The sequence below is a fragment of the Streptomyces europaeiscabiei genome (assembly GCF_001550375.1).
Lineage (GTDB): Bacteria > Actinomycetota > Actinomycetes > Streptomycetales > Streptomycetaceae > Streptomyces > Streptomyces europaeiscabiei.
The window spans coordinates 1-17,562 of record NZ_LRTR01000069.1 but is presented as its reverse complement, the minus strand read 5'-3'; the positions used below and the strand labels follow the sequence as shown (position 1 = coordinate 17,562).

At 70.9% G+C, this 17,562-nt stretch carries 14 protein-coding genes and 1 pseudogene; 14 read left to right on the top strand and 1 reads right to left on the bottom strand.

The features are described 5' to 3' along the window. The 8 genes and pseudogenes from AWZ10_RS03080 to AWZ10_RS03045 form a co-directional block, all read left to right on the top strand. Positions 1-562 (top strand): annotated as a pseudogene (locus AWZ10_RS03080) (hypothetical protein); the annotation flags it as partial. Positions 563-786: 224 nt separating this feature from the next. Then, positions 787-1,629, top strand: a complete 843-nt coding sequence (locus AWZ10_RS03075; protein WP_046702991.1) for a nitrilase-related carbon-nitrogen hydrolase — start codon at positions 787-789, stop codon at positions 1,627-1,629. Between the two features lie 92 nt (positions 1,630-1,721). Further along, positions 1,722-3,008, top strand: coding sequence for an aspartate aminotransferase family protein (locus tag AWZ10_RS03070; RefSeq protein WP_046702992.1), 1,287 nt, complete (start codon positions 1,722-1,724; stop codon positions 3,006-3,008). A gap of 26 nt (positions 3,009-3,034) precedes the next feature. Then, the gene (locus AWZ10_RS03065; protein WP_046702993.1) at positions 3,035-4,600 is read left to right on the top strand and encodes a PucR family transcriptional regulator; all 1,566 of its coding nucleotides are present in this window, start codon (positions 3,035-3,037) and stop codon (positions 4,598-4,600) included. A 260-nt stretch (positions 4,601-4,860) separates the two neighbouring features. Beyond that, the gene (locus AWZ10_RS03060) at positions 4,861-5,703 is read left to right on the top strand and encodes a nitrilase-related carbon-nitrogen hydrolase (protein ID WP_046702994.1); all 843 of its coding nucleotides are present in this window, start codon (positions 4,861-4,863) and stop codon (positions 5,701-5,703) included. A 126-nt stretch (positions 5,704-5,829) separates the two neighbouring features. Further along, complete coding sequence (gene hydA / locus AWZ10_RS03055) at positions 5,830-7,233, top strand: dihydropyrimidinase (protein ID WP_046702995.1); 1,404 nt, start codon at positions 5,830-5,832, stop codon at positions 7,231-7,233. A 14-nt stretch (positions 7,234-7,247) separates the two neighbouring features. Further along, a complete protein-coding gene (locus AWZ10_RS03050) occupies positions 7,248-8,267 on the top strand; it encodes a TIGR03842 family LLM class F420-dependent oxidoreductase (protein WP_046702996.1) in 1,020 nt (339 codons plus the stop codon). Between the two features lie 211 nt (positions 8,268-8,478). Next, the gene (locus AWZ10_RS03045) at positions 8,479-10,053 is read left to right on the top strand and encodes an NCS1 family nucleobase:cation symporter-1 (RefSeq protein WP_060890375.1); all 1,575 of its coding nucleotides are present in this window, start codon (positions 8,479-8,481) and stop codon (positions 10,051-10,053) included. A 48-nt stretch (positions 10,054-10,101) separates the two neighbouring features. Here AWZ10_RS03045 and AWZ10_RS03040 read toward each other — a convergent pair whose 3' ends face one another. Beyond that, positions 10,102-10,773 (bottom strand): hypothetical protein, encoded by a 672-nt coding sequence (locus tag AWZ10_RS03040; RefSeq protein ID WP_060890376.1) that lies wholly within the window; start codon positions 10,771-10,773, stop codon positions 10,102-10,104. Positions 10,774-11,021: 248 nt separating this feature from the next. Here AWZ10_RS03040 and AWZ10_RS03035 point away from each other — a divergent pair, with 248 nt between their 5' ends. The 6 genes from AWZ10_RS03035 to AWZ10_RS03010 form a co-directional block, all read left to right on the top strand. Beyond that, positions 11,022-11,690 carry a DUF4232 domain-containing protein gene (locus AWZ10_RS03035; RefSeq protein WP_046702998.1) on the top strand — a complete coding sequence of 223 codons (669 nt, stop codon included), beginning with the start codon at positions 11,022-11,024 and terminating at the stop codon, positions 11,688-11,690. A 40-nt stretch (positions 11,691-11,730) separates the two neighbouring features. Continuing rightward, positions 11,731-12,561 carry a class I SAM-dependent methyltransferase gene (locus AWZ10_RS03030; RefSeq protein WP_046702999.1) on the top strand — a complete coding sequence of 277 codons (831 nt, stop codon included), beginning with the start codon at positions 11,731-11,733 and terminating at the stop codon, positions 12,559-12,561. A gap of 90 nt (positions 12,562-12,651) precedes the next feature. Then, positions 12,652-14,514 carry a gamma-glutamyltransferase family protein gene (locus AWZ10_RS03025; protein WP_060890374.1) on the top strand — a complete coding sequence of 621 codons (1,863 nt, stop codon included), beginning with the start codon at positions 12,652-12,654 and terminating at the stop codon, positions 14,512-14,514. A gap of 118 nt (positions 14,515-14,632) precedes the next feature. Further along, on the top strand, positions 14,633-15,478 hold the full coding sequence (locus AWZ10_RS03020; protein WP_060890373.1) for an inositol monophosphatase family protein: 846 nt from the start codon (positions 14,633-14,635) through the stop codon (positions 15,476-15,478). A gap of 260 nt (positions 15,479-15,738) precedes the next feature. Further along, positions 15,739-17,151, top strand: coding sequence for a phytoene desaturase family protein (locus tag AWZ10_RS03015; RefSeq protein ID WP_060890372.1), 1,413 nt, complete (start codon positions 15,739-15,741; stop codon positions 17,149-17,151). Positions 17,152-17,260: 109 nt separating this feature from the next. After that, positions 17,261-17,562, top strand: a 302-nt coding sequence (locus tag AWZ10_RS03010; RefSeq protein ID WP_244172367.1) for a UbiA family prenyltransferase, incomplete at its 3' end; no start/stop codon positions are given.

The following is a 17,562-nucleotide window of genomic DNA, read 5'->3' as shown; positions in this document are numbered from 1 at the left end:
GCCGACGCAGCCGCAGGCGCGGCAGCCGCTGGACGACGAGGCGCGGCGGGAGGTCGCCGATACCGTGCAGCGGTTGGTGCTGCTGCGCCGGGAGGGCCACAGCGGGGAGGCGCACGCCCTCCTCGTGGAGATCGCGCAGTGGCCCGCCGCCCGTTTCCCGCTGCTCGCGGCCGACCTGCACCGCGCGGGGCTGGGCGCCGACTGGGCGACCCTGCTGTGGGAGGCCGGCTCGCTGCCCGCCGACCGGCTGGTCGCGGTCGCGGACGCCCTGAACGCCGTGGGCCGCGCCTCGGACGGAGAGCAGATGCTGCGACAGGGCGTCTCACGGCCCACCGAGGAGATCGGCGAGGTGGTGCTGGCCCTCACCGCCGAGGGGCGCGAACGGGAGGCGCGTGCGCTGCTCGACGTGTACGTGCGCATGCGCACGCCGGAGGAGGCGGCGCGCACCGCGGAGGCCCGTCCGCGACATCTCAAGCCCCTCGTGCTGGCGGCGGCGCGCGGTGTCTCCGAGGAGCGCTACCGGGAAGTGGTGCACGCACTGCGCGTGCAGGGGCTCACCTGACCCGCCCGCCACGTCCGGCCCACCGGCCGCGCCCGACGGGGCCGGCCGGTTCGCCGCGCGAAACACAGCGGCAATCACCCACTGGAGTGCGAAACGTGATCGACTCGGCTGGTTGACGACGATGGTCTTGCCCAGTCCGTCGGCGGGGCTTAGTTTCAAGCCTCTACGACCTGCGTCTACGGGCGTAGAGGCTCTCCGAGGTCCCTGTCGAAGGAGCACCTGACATGGCCAACGTCGTACGCGCCGCCCTGGTCCAGGCGACCTGGACCGGCGACACCGCCTCCATGGTCGCCAAGCACGTCGAGCACGCCCGCGAGGCGGCGCGGCAGGGCGCGAAGGTGATCGGCTTCCAGGAGGTCTTCAACGCGCCCTACTTCTGCCAGGTCCAGGAGCCGGAGCACTACGCCTGGGCGGAGCCGGTGCCGGACGGTCCGACCGTGACCCGGATGCAGGAGCTGGCCCGCGAGACCGGCATGGTGATCGTCGTCCCGGTCTTCGAGGTCGAACAGTCCGGGTTCTACTACAACACCGCGGCGGTGATCGACGCCGACGGCACCTACCTCGGCAAGTACCGCAAGCACCACATCCCCCAGGTCAAGGGATTCTGGGAGAAGTACTACTTCAAGCCCGGGAACCTCGGCTGGCCGGTCTTCGAGACCGCCGTCGGCAAGGTCGGCGTCTACATCTGCTACGACCGCCACTTCCCGGAGGGCTGGCGCCAGCTCGGTCTGAACGGCGCCCAGCTCGTGTACAACCCGTCCGCGACCCACCGGGGCCTGTCCTCCCATCTGTGGCAGCTGGAGCAGCCCGCGGCCGCCGTCGCCAACGAGTACTTCATCGCGGCGATCAACCGGGTCGGCGTGGAGGAGTACGGGGACAACGACTTCTACGGCACCTCGTACTTCGTCGACCCACGCGGCAAGTTCGTCGGCGAGGTCGCGAGCGACAAGGGCGAGGAACTCGTCGTACGGGATCTCGACTTCGACCTGATCGAGGAAGTGCGGCAGCAGTGGGCGTTCTACCGGGACCGCCGGCCCGACGCGTACGAGGGGCTCGTACAGCCGTGACCGTGTACGGAGGACTCGTACAGCCCTGACGTGGGCACGTACAGCCGTGACACACGCAGAACCCGTACAGCAGTGAAAGGAGTGGTGCAGCCGTGACCGACGAACTGCTCGGACGCCACAAGGCCGTACTGCCCGACTGGCTCGCGCTCTACTACGCGGACCCGCTGGAGATCACCCACGGCGAGGGCCGCCATGTCTGGGACGCCGGGGGCAACAAGTACCTCGACTTCTTCGGCGGCATCCTCACCACGATGACGGCGCACGCGCTGCCCGAGGTCACCAAGGCGGTGAGTGAGCAGGCCGGGCGGATCATCCACTCCTCGACGCTCTACCTCAACCGGCCGATGGTCGAACTCGCCGAGCGGATCGCGCAGATGTCCGGCATCCCGGACGCCCGCGTCTTCTTCACCACCTCCGGCACCGAGGCCAACGACACCGCGCTGATGCTGGCGACGACGTACCGCCGCAGCAACCAGATCCTGGCGATGCGCAACAGCTACCACGGCCGCTCGTTCAGCGCGGTCGGCATCACGGGCAACAAGGGCTGGTCCCCGACCTCGCTGTCACCGCTCCAGACGCTGTACGTGCACGGCGGCGTCCGGACCCGCGGCCCGTACGCCGACCTGAGCGACGCCGACTTCATCACGGCCTGCGTCGCCGACCTGGAGGACCTGCTCGGCCACGGCCGTCCGCCGGCCGCGCTGATCGCCGAGCCGATCCAGGGCGTCGGTGGCTTCACCTCACCGCCCGACGGGCTGTACGCGGCCTTCCGCGAGGTACTGCAACGCAACGGCGTGCTGTGGATCGCCGACGAGGTGCAGACCGGGTGGGGCCGCACCGGCGACAACTTCTGGGGCTGGCAGGCGCACGGGCAGAACGGGCCGCCGGACATCGTCACCTTCGCCAAGGGCATCGGCAACGGCATGTCCATCGGCGGTGTCGTCGCCCGCTCCGAGGTCATGAACTGCCTGGACAGCAATTCGATCTCGACCTTCGGCGGCACACAGATCACCATGGCCGCCGGCCTCGCCAACCTGAACTACCTGATCGAGCACGACCTCCAGGGCAACGCGCGCCGCGTCGGCGGACTCCTCATCGAACGGCTGCGCGCGATCACCGCCCAGATCCCCGAGGTGCGGGAAGTGCGTGGCCGGGGGCTCATGCTCGGCATCGAGCTGGTCAGGCCCGGCACCGACGAGGCGAACCCGGAGGCCGCGTCCGCCGTCCTCGAAGCCGCCCGCCGGGAGGGCCTGCTGATCGGCAAGGGCGGCGGCCACAACACCAGCGCCCTGCGCATCGCGCCTCCGCTGTCGCTGACCGTCGCCGAGGCCGAGGAGGGCGCCGACGCCCTCGAACGTGCTCTGAGGAGCATTCAGTAACGCCAGATGTAAGGAAACCCAGCGCCATGACCACCGCCTTGGAACCCGCCCTGTCGGTACGCCAGGTCCTCAACCTGGACCGGGTCCTCGCCGGAGAGCCCGAGGTGGTGGCCGGGGCCGGTCAGCTCGACCGGCCCGTGCGCTGGGTGCACGTGGCCGAGGCCCCCGACGTGGGAGTGATGCTCACCGGCGGCGAGATGGTCCTCACCACCGGGGTCCTGCTCGCCGGGAACGAGGACGCCCAGGCCGAGTACATCCACTCGCTGTACCGGGCCGAGGCCGCGGCGGTCGTCCTCGGTCTCGGCCGGGCCTTCCCGACGCCGCCCGACGTGATGCGCCGGGCGGCGGAGCGGTGCGGTCTGCCCATGGTGGTGCTGCACCGGCCGTTCCCCTTCGCCGAGCTGACGGAGGAGGTCCAGTCCCGGCTGGTACGGCGGAAGTTCGCGGCCGTGAGCCTGTCGGAGGCCGTCCGCACGGCCCTGACCGGGCTGATCACCGCGGGCGCCCCGCTGCAACGGCTCCTCGACGAGATCGCCAAGCACGCGGGCTGTCCGCTCGTCGTCACCAACCTCGCCCATCGCGTCCTCGCCACGGCGGGGGAGCGGTCGGCGGTCGACGACGTGCTGCGCGACTGGGAGCGGATCTCCCGGCAGGCGGGCGGCAGCGCGGGCGACGGCTGGGTGCGGGCCGAGCTGGGCGGGCGCGGGGAGCTGTGGGGACAGATCGTGCTGTGCGGGTACCGCGGCGACACCGCCACCGGGAGGCTGCTCGCCGACCGGGCCGCCGAGGCACTCGTCCTGCACCGCATGCTCGGCGGCTCGGCGCACTCCTGGGAGGAGCAGTCCACGCAGGGTCTCCTGACGGACCTCGTCTCCGGAGTGGTACCGGCCAGGCAACTGCTGCCGAGAGCACGTGCGGCCGGGCTCCCGGTCAACCGCCGTACGTTCGTGCCGCTGGTCGTACGCGACGAGGATCCGGCCCAACTCGACCGCGTACTGCGGATGCTGGGCCTGCCGGGGCTCGTCGCCGAACTGGCGGAGGGCGCCACCGCCGTACTCCTCAGCCTCGCCCGGGACCAGGACGTGACCGCGCTCACCGCGCACTTCGCGACCCGGCTGCGGTCGGAATCGGGGGTGCGCAGGCCGGTCGTGGCGGCCGCGGAGGCGCGGACCACCTGGGAGGACGTGCCGGGCGGGCTGCGGGAGGCCCGGCATGTGGCGGACGCCGTCGCCCAGTCCTCGGCCACCGGGCTCGACCTGCCGGTCGTCGTACGCCTGCGGGACGTGCACCTGCGCGGCCTGGTCCGGCTGCTGCGGGACGACCCGCACGTACAGGCCTTCGCCGAGCGCGAGCTGGACGGCCTGCTGTGCGGCGACGGGCACGCCGAGCAGGATCTGCTGCCCGTACTGCGGACCTATCTCGCGACCGGCCGCAACAAGTCGCACACGGCTCAGCTGCACCACGTCAGCCGGCCCGCGCTGTACCGCCGGCTGGAAGCCATAGAGGCCCGCCTCGGCGTGGACCTCGACGACTTCGAACAGGCCGCGTCGGTCCACATCGCCCTCCTCGCCCACGACGCGCAACAGGGCTGAAACATGCTGGGACCTGCGAAAACGGCGGTGAAACATGCGCCCACGAAGAGGTGACACGGTGGAACGCGAAACGCCCGCAGACGTGACACCGTGCAACTCAAACCCGACTTGCGGACTCCATACGCTCCTGGGGCGAGCAGCAGAAGTCCCGTCCGCCCGGCACATCGAGAGCACGCAGCGGACGCCGCAGGGCGCGCCCTGCGGGCGGACGACGGGATGTGCGGCGCTCGCCCCAGCACACCGAGTGACCGGAGGTCCCGATGAGCAGAGTCATCCGCGCAGCCATCTTCCAGACGGCCTGGACCGGCGACAAGGAGTCGATGATCCAGGTCCACGAGCAGGCGGCCCGCGACGCGGCCGCGCAGGGTGCGCAGGTCCTGTGCTTCCAGGAACTGTTCTACGGTCCCTACTTCTGCCAGGTCCAGGACAAGGCGTTCTACGAGTACGCCGAACAGATTCCCGACGGCCCGATCGTCAAGCGCTTCCAGGCGCTCGCCAAGGAGCTCGGCCTCGTCCTCGTGCTGCCGATGTACGAGGAGGAGCAGCCGGGCGTCCTCTACAACACCGCCGCCGTGATCGACTCGGACGGCAAGTACCTCGGCAAGTACCGCAAGCACCACATCCCCCAGGTCCCCGGCTTCTGGGAGAAGTTCTACTTCCGCCCCGGGAACGCGGGATGGCCGGTCTTCGACACCGCCGTCGGCAAGATCGGCGTCTACATCTGCTACGACCGGCACTTCCCGGAGGGCTGGCGTGCGCTGGGCCTCGGCGGCGCCGAGATCGTGTTCAATCCGTCGGCCACCTCGCGGGGGCTGTCCCGCTACCTGTGGCAGCTGGAGCAGCCGGCGTCGGCCGTCGCCAACGAGTACTTCATCGGCGCGATCAACCGGGTCGGTGTGGAGGAGCTCGGCGACAACGACTTCTACGGCACCTCCTACTTCGTGGACCCGGAGGCGCAGTTCGTCGGCGAGGTGGCCAGCGACAAGGAGACCGAACTCGTGGTCCGCGACCTGGACCTGGCCAAGCTCCGCGAGGTCCGCGACCGCTGGCAGTTCTTCCGCGACCGCCGCCCGGACGCCTACGCCCCGCTGACGGCGCCCTAGCGAAGCCTCCCCGCGCCCCGACCTTTCAGGGGCGCGGGGCTGTCACACCATGCGGCCGCCGCCGCGTGGGCGCGACCAGCCACAGACGACCGGCACTTTCCCGACAACCGAACGGAGCGTGACCGAATGAGCGGCCGTACAGTCATCCGCGGCGGTCTCGTCATCACGGCCTCAGACGAGATCCATGCCGATGTCCTGATCGAGGACGGCCGCGTGGCCGCCCTCGCAGCCAGTGGGACCTCGGCCGCCCAGGCATGGGAGGCCGAACGTGCCATCGACGCCACCGGAAAGTACGTCATCCCCGGGGGTGTCGACGCCCACACCCACATGGAACTGCCCTTCGGCGGCACCTCCGCCTCCGACACCTTCGAGACCGGCACCCGGGCCGCCGCGTGGGGCGGTACGACGACGATCGTCGACTTCGCCGTGCAGAGCGTCGGCCATGCCCTCCGCGAGGGCCTCGACGCCTGGCACGCCAAGGCGGAGGGCAACTGCGCGATCGACTACGGCTTCCACATGATCGTGTCGGACGTGAACCAGGACACGCTCAAGGAGATGGACCTGCTGGTGCAGGAGGGCGTCACCTCCTTCAAGCAGTTCATGGCCTACCCGGGCGTCTTCTACAGCGACGACGGCCAGATCCTGCGCGCCATGCAGCGCTCCGCCGAGAACGGCGGCCTGATCATGATGCACGCGGAGAACGGCATCGCGATCGATGTGCTGGTCGAACAGGCGCTGGCACGCGGGGAGACGGATCCGAGGTATCACGGCGAGGTCCGCAAGGCCCTCCTCGAAGCCGAGGCCACCCACCGCGCCATCAAGCTCGCCCAGGTCGCCGGCGCCCCCCTGTACGTCGTGCACGTCTCGGCGATGGAGGCGGTCGCCGAGCTGGCCAGGGCGCGCGACGAGGGGCTCAACGTCTTCGGCGAGACCTGCCCGCAGTACCTGTTCCTGTCGACGGACAACCTCGCGGAGCCGGACTTCGAAGGCTCCAAGTACGTCTGCTCCACCCCGCTGCGGCCCAAGGAGCACCAGGCCAAGCTGTGGCAGGGCCTGAGGACCAACGATCTCCAGGTGGTCTCCACCGACCACTGCCCCTTCTGCTTCGTCGGCCAGAAGGAACTCGGCCGCGGCGACTTCTCCAAGATCCCCAACGGGCTGCCGGGCGTCGAGAACCGGATGGACCTCCTGCACCAGGCGGTCGTCGACGGGCACATCTCGCGCCGCCGCTGGATCGAGATCGCCTGCGCGACCCCGGCCCGCATGTTCGGCATGTACCCGAAGAAGGGCACCATCGCGCCCGGCGCGGACGCCGACATCGTCATCTACGACCCGCACGCCGAGCAGGTCATGTCGGCCGAGACGCACCACATGAACGTCGACTACTCGGCGTACGAGGGCAAGCGCACCACCGGCCGGGTCGAGACGGTCCTCTCGCGCGGCGAACTCGTCATCACCGAGCGGGAGTACACCGGGCACGCCGGGCACGGCGTCTACACCCCCCGCTCCACCTGTCAGTACCTCAACTAGGAGTGGCGCCCATCATGGACTTCGGACTCGTCCTGCAGACCGACCCGCCGGCCTCGCGTGTCATCGAGCTGATGAAGCGCGCCGAGGACAACGGCTTCACGTACGGCTGGACCTTCGACTCGGCCGTGCTCTGGCAGGAGCCGTTCGTCATCTACAGCCAGATCCTGTCCCAGACCACGAAGCTGACGGTCGGCCCCATGGTCACCAACCCGGGCACCCGCACCTGGGAGGTCACCGCCTCGACCTTCGCCACGCTGAACGACATGTTCGGCAACCGCACGGTCTGCGGCATCGGCCGCGGCGACTCCGCGATGCGCGTCGCGGGCCGCAAGCCCAACACCCTGGCCCGCATCAGCGAGGCGATGAAGGTGATCCGCTCGCTGGGCAGCGGGGGAGAGGCCGACCTCGGCGGCACGGTCATCAGCTTCCCCTGGATCAAGGACGACGCCGAACTCCCGGTCTGGATGGCCGCGTACGGCCCCAAGGCCCTGAAGATGACCGGTGAGGAGGCCGACGGCTTCATTCTGCAGCTCTCCGACCTGTACCTCACCGAGTACATGGTCAAGGCGGTCAAGGACGCGGCCGTGGCCGCCGGGCGCGACCCGTCCGAGGTGAAGATCTGCGTGGCCGCCCCCGCGTACGTCACCGAGGACGACTCACCCGAGGCGCTGGCCCACGCGCGTGAGCAGTGCCGCTGGTTCGGCGGGATGGTCGGCAACCACGTCGCCGACCTGGTGTCGAAGTACGGCGAGCACTCCGCGGCCGTACCGGAGGAGCTGACGGACTACATCAAGGCACGTGAGGGGTACGACTACTCCCACCACGGGCGTGCCGACAACCCCGACACCCAGTTCGTGCCGGACGAGATCGTCGACCGGTTCTGCGTCATCGGCACCCCCGCGATGCACATCGAGAAGCTCAACGCGCTGCGCGCGCTGGGCGTCGACCAGTTCGCCGTGTACGACATGCACGACGCCCAGGAGCGGGTGATCGACGTGTACGGCTCGACGGTCATCCCGGCCCTGAACGGCTGACCGGGGTTCCCTTCCCGAACCGGTCGACGACTGCAAGAATCCGGCCACCCCGATAAACCGGAATCAATCGCTCCACCTCTGGCGCCGACCGCTCCACTGCCCGACCCCCCCACACCTTGTTCTCCCCTCCCTCCGCCGTCCCGGAGGGAGGGGGCCCAGGGCCTCCGCACGGCCTTTCGTTCCCGTCCCGTCTCCCCTGATTGGCCTGCCCATGACCGAAACAGTCCCCACGGGGTCGTCGATAGCCCAGTCCGCCGACTCCTCCGGCCGGATCGAGCTGGCCCCCGAGGCCTTCCCCGCCGACAGTCCCTTCGCCAACGAGGACCTGCGCCCCGTACCCGTCTCCGAGCGCAAGTGGACGACGTACAACTTCGCGGCGCTGTGGATCTCCATGGCCCACTGCATCCCCAGCTGGACCCTGGCCTCCGGCCTGGTCGCCCTCGGTATGGACTGGAAGCAGGCCGTCTTCACCATCGCCCTCGCCAACATCATCGTGCTGCTGCCGATGCTGGCCACCGGGCACGCCGGACCCAAGTACGGCATCCCCTTCCCGGTGCTCGCCCGCGCCTCCTTCGGGCTGCGCGGAGCCAACATCCCGGCGCTGATCCGCGCGGCGGTCGCCTGCGGCTGGTTCGGCATCCAGACGTGGATCGGCGGCTCCGGCATATTCGCGCTCGGCTCCAAGCTCACCGGCGGTGAGTGGGAGAAGGCCGGGCAGATCGCCGGCAACCCGTGGCCGCTGTGGCTCTGCTTCATCCTCTTCTGGGCGCTGCAGATAGCGATCATCTACCGCGGCATGGACTTCCTGCGGCACTTCGAGAACTGGGCCGCGCCCTTCGTGATCGTCGGCGCGCTCGTGCTGCTGATCTGGATCGCGGTCAAGGCCGACGGGTTCGGCGCGCTGCTCGACCAGCCGTCCAAGCTCGGCTGGGGCCCCGACTTCTGGCCGGTCTTCTTCCCGTCACTGATGGGAATGATCGGCTTCTGGGCCACCCTGTCCCTGAACATCCCGGACTTCACCCGCTTCGGCGCCAGTCAGAAGGCGCAGACCTGGGGCCAGTCCCTGGGCCTGCCCACCACGATGACCCTCTTCGCCGTCCTCGCCGTGCTGGTCACCTCCGGCTCCGAGGTCGTCTACGGCGAGGCCATCTGGGACCCGGTCGCGCTGGCGGCCAAGGCCGACAACGCCTTCGGTCTGCTCTTCGCGCTGATCATCGTGCTGGTCGCGACCATCTCCGTGAACATCGCGGCGAACGTGGTCTCACCGGCGTACGACCTGGCGAACCTCGCGCCGAAGCTCATCAACTTCCGCACGGGCGCGCTCATCACGGGTGTGCTCGGCATCCTCATCTTCCCGTGGAAGCTGATCTCCACGCCCGAGTTCTACATCTTCACCTGGCTCGGCGTGATCGGCGGTCTGCTCGGCACGGTCGCGGGCATCCTCATCGCCGACTACTGGATCATCCGCCGTACCGTCCTGCACCTCGCGGACCTGTACACGCCCGGCGGGCGCTACTGGTACGCCAACGGCTGGAACTGGCGCGCCATAGTGGCTTTCGTGGTCGGCGGTGTCCTCGCGGTCGGCGGCTCGTACTCGACCGTCTCCGAGGACGGTGTGTCCTCGGGGCCGTTCCCGCACGACGGCATGATCCCGTTCCTCAAGCCGCTCGCCGACTACGGCTGGGCGGTGGGCCTGGGCACGTCGATCCTGCTGTACGTGGCGCTGATGGCCGGGGAGAGGAAGAAGACGCAGCAGCAGTCGGAGAAGGAGCGGGCGACCGTCTGACGGCGGCCGTGACCGCGGGCGGCGGTGGCCGTGCCGGAGGAGCCACCCTTACTGGGTGTCCTCCAGCACGGCCGCCGCCTCTTTCGCGGCCTTGATGGCGCCCTTGTTGATCTCGTCGGTGCCGGGCGCCTTCTGGGACTCGAAGTCGCTGCCGTTGTAGGTGACGACCACCAGGGCGTTGGCCATGCGGACGTACACAATGCCCTCGCGGGTCTGCTGCTTGTCCTCGGTGGTGAGGTTCACCACGGAGTAGGCCTCGTCACCGAGGCCGGGCACGGCCCCGCCGCCACTCTTGTCCGTAGTGCGTGCCTTATAGGCGCTTTCGGCCTTGTCGTCCGATTGCTGGATCTCGTACGAGACGTCGAGCCAGCGATAGTCGAAGTCCTTCAGTGCGTTCCATGAACAGGTGCGACGCACGGACTCGTTGGTCGACGCGATCTCCTTGCCGGCCGTCTTCGTGCCCGGAACAAGGGATTTGACCGTTTTCGTCGAGACGCCGGAGCACGGTGAGGGTGCCTTCGCGTACGTCCTGGACGCGGTCGATGTCGACGGCGCGGACTCGGAGGTCGAGACGGGCTTCGACGCGGTGTCCTGCGTGGAGTCCTCCCCGGCCGGGCTCGCGGACAGCGGACCGGACGACAACGCCCAGCCCGCGGTGGCGAGTACGGCGACCGGCAGCAGTCGCGCGGTGAGGGCGAGCGGCAGAGGGAGATCACGCACGGCGCACTTCTCGGGGTCGAGGCGGCGGTACCGCCGGGCGGTGGGGTACGTCAGTGTCACACGACTATCTGTGGGACGAAAGTCCGAACTCGTTCCGTGTACACGTGGTGACAGGGGCTCTTGGTTCAGGACGGCTCGTGATTCAGGGCGGCTCGTCGTTCAAGGAGCGGGCGCCTCATCGGGTCGGCGGCCGTCGTGTCGTCGGCGGAGTCGCGGCTTCCGCCCGGGGCGCGTGTCAGGATCGGCCCATGTTCCCGATATGCGGCCGTAGGGCCTCCCGCGCGCTCCTCGTGGCGGTGCTGACCTTGGCCGTCGGCGGCTGCGGACTCTCGGAGGAACTGGACCGCGAGCGTGACCCCGACCATGCGATGCCCTCGGTGGGTGCCTCGTCGGCAGGTGCGGACGCGCCCGAGGGGCTGCGGGTCTCGGAGCCGCCCGGGGGCGCGGGGCCGACCGAAGGCGCCTCGGCCGCCTGCCCGCCCTCCGGGGTGCGGATGGTTCCCGGCCCCGTGGAAGCGGCGATGGGTCTGCGGGTGATGGGTGTGACCCTCACGAACTGCGGCACGACGCTGTACACCGTCAAGGGCTACCCGGCGGTCGAGGTGCTCGACGAGGACGGCGAACCCTACGGTGACGTGCGCGTCCTCCAGGGTTCGCGGCACATCACCACCGGTGTGCCCGACTTCGGCCCGCACATCGTCACGCTGAAGCCCGGCGAGTCCGCCAGGACCGAACTGGTCTGGCGCAACACGGTCACCGAGGCGGACATACCCGCTGTCAACTCCTCATACCTGCGCATCGCCCCGCTGCCGGGCCGACCCCCCGAAGTACTCACCCCCGACGGCGGCATCGACCTCGGCAACACGGGACGCCTCGCCACGACGGCGTGGGCGCAGGTCGCCGGGGCGGTGTCTTAACCGGTTGCGGGGCCGCCGGGGCGATCAGCACCCTGGGTGCATGAACCGGTCACCGTACGCCACCGAGTCCCAACTCCCTTCCGTGCGCGAGGAGATCCTCGCCTACTACGAGCAGGGGAAGGAGGACGGGCGCCTCAGGAACGGCGCCGGACGGCTGGAGTTCTGGCGGACGCAGGACATCCTGCGGCGCCTGCTGCCGAAGGCTCCCGCGCGGGTGCTCGACGTCGGTGGCGGCACAGGGATCCATGCCGAGTGGCTGGCCGAGGACGGCCACGAGGTCGAGGTCGTCGATCCCGTGCCGATGCACGTGGAGCGGTCCGGACGGCTGCCCGGGGTCACCGCCCGGCTCGGCGACGCCCGCGCGCTGCCCGCCGAGGACGCCGTGCACGACGTCGTGCTGTTCCTCGGGCCGCTCTACCATCTGCCCGAACGCCCGGACCGGGTCAGGGCGTTGGCCGAGGCCCGGCGGGCCGTTCGCCCGGGTGGAGTGGTGGTCGCGGCCACGATCAACCGGTTCGCGGGGCTCAACGACACTCTCCTGCAAGGGAACTACTTCATCCCGGAGCGCCGTGAACGCATTGACGCCGTTTCGGTCGATGGCAGGCACGCGTACTCGTCGGCGGATCCGCACTTCACCACCGCCTATTTCGCCGACCCCGCCGAGGTGCCGGGCGAGTTCACCGAGGCCGGGCTCGAACACGAGGGGCAGTACGGCGTCGAGGGTGTCGCCTGGCTGATGGGCGGTGTGGAGGAGTGGCTGGACGACCCGGAACGCCGGGAGGCGGTGCTGGCGGCGACCCGGCGGATCGAGTCGGAGCCGTCGCTGCTGGGGGCGAGCGGGCATGTGCTGACGGTGGGGCGGCGGTCCTGAGGGACCACCGGGGAGTCGTCGCTCCAGAGAGGGCCTTCCGGGGACTGCGTACGATCATCGAACGCCCGTCGCGCAGTGAGGAGTCCGCCCGTGTTCACCACTCGACCGACGCTCCAGGGGACCTTCGGCATGGTGTCCTCCACGCACTGGCTGGCCTCCCAGTCGGCGATGGCGGTCCTGGAGGACGGTGGCAACGCGTTCGACGCGGCCGTGGCGGCGGGCTTCGTCCTGCACGTCGTGGAACCCCACCTCAACGGGCCCGCCGGCGAGGTGCCCATCGTCCTCGCGCCCGCGGACGGTGAGGTCCGCGTGTTGTGCGGACAGGGCGTCGCGCCCGCCGGGGCGTCGGGCGAGCACTACCGGGGGCTCGGGCTGGAGCTGGTGCCCGGCACGGGGCCGCTGGCCGCCGCCGTGCCGGGCGCGTTCGACGCGTGGATGCTCCTCCTGCGCGACCACGGCACCAAGGACCTGGCGGACGTCCTGAAGTACGCCGTCGGGTACGCGGAGGACGGCCACGCGCCCGTGGAGAACGTGGGGGCGACGGTCGAGTCCGTGCGGGACCTCTTCGAGAAGGAGTGGCTGTCGTCGGCGGAGGTGTACCTGCCGGACGGACGGGCGCCCCGCCCCGGTGAGCTGTTCCGCAATCCGGCCCTGGCCGCGACATGGCGAAGGCTGCTCGCCGAGGTCGAGGGGGCGGGCGACCGGGAGGCCCGTATCGAGGCGGCGCGCGAGGTGTGGCGCTCCGGCTTCATCGCCGAGGCCCTCGTCCTCCAGGCCGGGCGGCCCACCCTGGACACCAGTGGCGAACGGCACACCGGGACGCTCACGATGGCCGACCTCGCCGCCTGGTCCGCGTCCTACGAGGCCCCGGCGACGTACGACTGGAACGGCTGGACCCTGTGCAAGGCCGGCCCCTGGAGCCAGGGCCCGGTCCTCCTCCAGCAACTCGCCCTGCTGCCGCCCGAACTGCCCGCGTACGGGTCCGCCGACTACGTGCACCTGCTCATCGAGGGCTGCAAGCTCGCCATGGCGGACCGGGAGGCCTGGTACGGGGACGCGGCGCCGGTTCCGCTCGACGAGCTGCTGTCCGACGGGTACAACGCCGGGCGGCGGGCGCTTCTCGGCGGGACGGCGTCGTACGAGCTGCTGCCGGGCGAGCCGGGGGGTCGTCCTCCGCGACTGAGCGTGCACGCGCGCGTGGTGGCCACCGACGAGCCGGGCTTCAGTCCCATGGGCGCGGGTGAGCCCACGGTCGCGAAGGGGCTCGGGGGCGCCGGTGGGCCCACCGGCGCCAAGAGTCCCAGGTCGCTGGTGCCGGGGGAGCCCGAGGTCGCGGCGGACGGGAGCACCCGGGGCGACACCTGCCATCTCGACGTCGTCGACCGCTGGGGCAACATGGTCGCCGCCACGCCCAGCGGCGGCTGGCTGCAGTCCAACCCGGTGGTGCCCGAGCTGGGCTTCCCGCTCGGCACCCGGCTGCAGATGGCCTGGCTGGACGAGGGGCTGCCCAACACCCTCACCCCCGGGCGCCGGCCGCGCACCACGCTCACCCCGTCGCTGGCGCTGCGCGACGGTGTGCCGGTCATGGCCTTCGGCACACCGGGCGGCGACCAGCAGGACCAGTGGCAGCTGCACTTCTTCCTGGCCGTGGCCCTGCGCCCGCCGGTCCGCGGCGGCCTTGACCTCCAGGGCGCCATCGACGCCCCGAACTGGCACAACGACAGCTTCCCCGGCTCCTTCTACCCGCGCGGCATGCGGCCCGGCAGCGTCACCGTCGAGTCCCGCATGCCCCCGGAGACCGTCGCCGAGCTGCGCCGGCGCGGTCACGACGTCGTCGTCGGTCAGGCCTGGTCCGAGGGCAGGCTGTGCGCGGTCGCACGGGACCCGGCCACCGGGGTGCTGTCGGCGGCGGCGAATCCGCGCGGGATGCAGGGGTACGCGGTCGGGCGCTGAGCGCAGTCGGGTCCCCGGCTCTCGGCGGACGTCGCCCCGCCCCGGGTGTTCACGGCGATTCCATACCGAATACACCGAACGGGTGGGGATTGTCAGTGCCGCGTGCTGTCATGGAGGCATGATCGAAGACAACGAAACCATCGACGAGTTTCTCGCCCGGCACGCCTCGGACGTCGAGGAAGCGATCCGCAAGGCCGCCGCCGCGGAGATCATGCCGCGCTTCCGGCAGCTCGCCGCGCACGAGATAGACCAGAAGAACGGCCCGCACGACCTGGTCACCGACGCCGACCGCAAGGCCGAGCTGTATCTGACCCAGGCGCTCTCCGCGCTGCTGCCCGGCTCGGTCGTGGTCGGCGAGGAGGCGGTGCACGCCGACCCCGCGTCGTACGAGGCCATTCACGGCGACGCGCCGGTCTGGATCGTGGATCCGGTGGACGGCACCCGCCAGTTCGTGCACGGCGAACCCGGCTTCTGCACCCTCGTCGCCCTCGCCCAGGGCGGGGTCCTGCGCGCGTCCTGGACGTACGCGCCCGCCCTCGACCGGTTCGCCGTGGCGATACGCGGCCAGGGCGCCACCCTCGACGGTGTGCCCCTGCGCGCCGGCTCGCCGGACCCCGGCCGTGACCTCGACATCGCCACCTCCCACCCGGACTACACCACGGAGGAGCAGAAGCGGGCCCTGCTCGGCCTCTGGACGGACGGTGTGGCCCCGCGTGCCTGTGGATCGGCCGGGCTGGAGTATCTCGCCATCGCCGAGGGCCGGTTGGACGCGACCGCGTTCTCCTGGGAGGCGGCCTGGGACCACGCGGCGGGCCTTCTCCTCGTCGAGGAAGCGGGCGGCGCCCATCTCACCCTGACCGGCGAGCCCTTCCGCATAACCGGCGGCAACGCACTCCCCTTCACCACGGCCCGGGACGCGGCGACGGCCCGCCGGGTGGCGGAGCTGCTGTCGGGCGGCGCCTGACCCGGGGTTCGGGGCCGGGGTTCGGCGTCGGCGGAGCGTTGCCCGGCAGGGTCCGGCGGCCGCGGTGCCTCCCGGCGGGTGTGGCCGGAGCGGTGGAGCGGAACGAGGCGAAGCGGAACCGGCGCGTCCGCCGATGGGACCCACCCTTGCCCGGGCCTGTCGGTGGCCGGGCATATCCTGAGCGCAGGTCTGTCCGTGGGCGGGGATTCCGTCGGCGGAGTTTGGCCATCGGCTGACGAAGGGGTCCGGACGTGCCGTCGATGCTCGACGCGGTGGTGGTGGGGGCGGGGCCGAACGGCCTGACAGCTGCCGTGGAGCTGGCCCGCCGCGGGTTCTCCGTGGCCGTGTTCGAGGCGAAGTCCACCGTGGGAGGGGGCTCCCGCACCGCGGAGCTGACCCTGCCCGGCTTCCGCCACGACCCCTGCGCGGCCGCGCACCCGCTCGGGATCAACTCACCCGCGTTCAAGGCGATGCCGCTCCACCGCTACGGCCTGGAGTGGCTGCACGCCGAGCTGCCCATGGCGCACCCCTTCCCCGACGGCTCGGCGGCCGTGCTGTCGCGCTCGGTGGGGGAGACGGCCGCCTCGTTCGGGCCGCGTGACGCGGGCGCGTACCGCAGACTGGTCGAGCCGTTCCTGCCCAAGTGGGACACGCTCGCCCGGGACTTCATGTCGCTGCCGCTGTCCGCGCTGCCCCGCGACCCGGTCACCCTCGCCCGTTTCGGCCTGGTGGGCCTGCCGCCGTCGACGTGGCTGATGCGCCGCTTCAAGGACGAGCGGGCCAAGGCGCTGTTCGCCGGGCTCGTCGCCCATGTCATCGCCCCGCTCGGCGGCCTCGCCACCGGTGCCGTCGGCCTGGTCTTCGCGCTGGCCGCGCACGCCGCCGGTTGGCCGGTCGCGCGGGGCGGCTCGCAGGCCGTCTCCGACGCGCTCACCGCGTATCTGAAGGACCTCGGCGGCGCCGTCCACACCGACTACGAGGTCAAGCGGCTCGACGACCTGCCGCCCGCGCGCGCGTACGTCTTCGACACCTCGCCCACCGCGCTCGCCCGGATCGCGGGCTTCGGCAGCTACTACGAGCAGTACCGCTACGGCGCGAGCGTCTTCAAGCTCGACTACGCGCTGGACGGCCCCGTGCCGTGGACCGCCGAGGAGGCGCGCCGCGCAGGCACCGTCCAGGTCGGGGCGAGCAAGGCCGAGATCGGCGCGGCGCTCGACGCGGCCTCCCGACACGGCCGGGCGCCCGACGCGCCTTTCCTGATCACCGTGCAGCCCAGCCTGGTCGATCCGAGCCGGGCGCCCGAGGGCAAGCACGTCTTCTGGGCGTACGGCCATGTCCCGAACGGCTGGACGGGCGACCTGACGGACGCCGTCGAGCGGCAACTGGAGCGTTTCGCCCCGGGGTTCCGCGACCGCGTCCTGGCCCGCGCCACCGCCGGCCCGCCCGAGCTCGCCGCGCACAACGCGAACTACGTGGGCGGCGACATCGCCTGCGGCGCCGCCTCCGGACTGCAGCTGCTGCTCCGCCCCAGGCTCTCGCTCCACCCGTACAGCACCCCGCACCCGGCCGTCTTCATCTGTTCCTCGGCGACCCCGCCCGGCCCCGGTGTGCACGGTATGTCGGGACACAACGCGGCCAAGGCGGTCTGGCGGAGGCTGCGGCAGGAACCCTGAACCGACATCGGCGAGATGTCATCGGCGCGACGAAGCAACATCACGGATCGACAAAGGTCTTCACATGTTCTCCGTGTGAATGTTCAAGTGATGTGGGTAAGTTGCCGCCATGAAAGATCGGAGAGCGGTACCGGGCTCCGGCTCGCGACCTGCCGTGGGCCTCGCCGACCTCGCACAACTCGTGCGCGCACCGGCCGCCTTGAGCGTCCCGGGCGATGTGCTCGCGGGTGCCGCCGCCGCCGGACGCCCGCTGGGTGTGCGGACGTTCGGGGTGATGGCCTCATCCGTCTGCCTCTACTGGGCCGGCATGGCCCTCAACGACTACGCCGACGCCACGATCGACGCGGTCGAGCGTCCCGAGCGCCCCGTCCCGGCGGGCCGTGTCCCGCGCCGCACGGCCCTCGCGGTCGC

Bases quoted from the DNA above. Each gene is read 5' to 3' on its own strand.
- AWZ10_RS03050 (WP_046702996.1), top strand. From the start codon at position 7,248: ATGGACTTCGGACTCGTCCTGCAGACCGACCCGCCGGCCTCGCGTGTC.
- AWZ10_RS03045 (WP_060890375.1), top strand. From the start codon at position 8,479: ATGACCGAAACAGTCCCCACGGGGTCGTCGATAGCCCAGTCCGCCGAC.
- AWZ10_RS03075 (WP_046702991.1), top strand. From the start codon at position 787: ATGGCCAACGTCGTACGCGCCGCCCTGGTCCAGGCGACCTGGACCGGC.
- AWZ10_RS03035 (WP_046702998.1), top strand. From the start codon at position 11,022: ATGTTCCCGATATGCGGCCGTAGGGCCTCCCGCGCGCTCCTCGTGGCG.
- hydA (WP_046702995.1), top strand. From the start codon at position 5,830: ATGAGCGGCCGTACAGTCATCCGCGGCGGTCTCGTCATCACGGCCTCA.
- AWZ10_RS03015 (WP_060890372.1), top strand. From the start codon at position 15,739: ATGCTCGACGCGGTGGTGGTGGGGGCGGGGCCGAACGGCCTGACAGCT.
- AWZ10_RS03065 (WP_046702993.1), top strand. From the start codon at position 3,035: ATGACCACCGCCTTGGAACCCGCCCTGTCGGTACGCCAGGTCCTCAAC.
- AWZ10_RS03030 (WP_046702999.1), top strand. From the start codon at position 11,731: ATGAACCGGTCACCGTACGCCACCGAGTCCCAACTCCCTTCCGTGCGC.
- AWZ10_RS03060 (WP_046702994.1), top strand. From the start codon at position 4,861: ATGAGCAGAGTCATCCGCGCAGCCATCTTCCAGACGGCCTGGACCGGC.
- AWZ10_RS03020 (WP_060890373.1), top strand. From the start codon at position 14,633: ATGATCGAAGACAACGAAACCATCGACGAGTTTCTCGCCCGGCACGCC.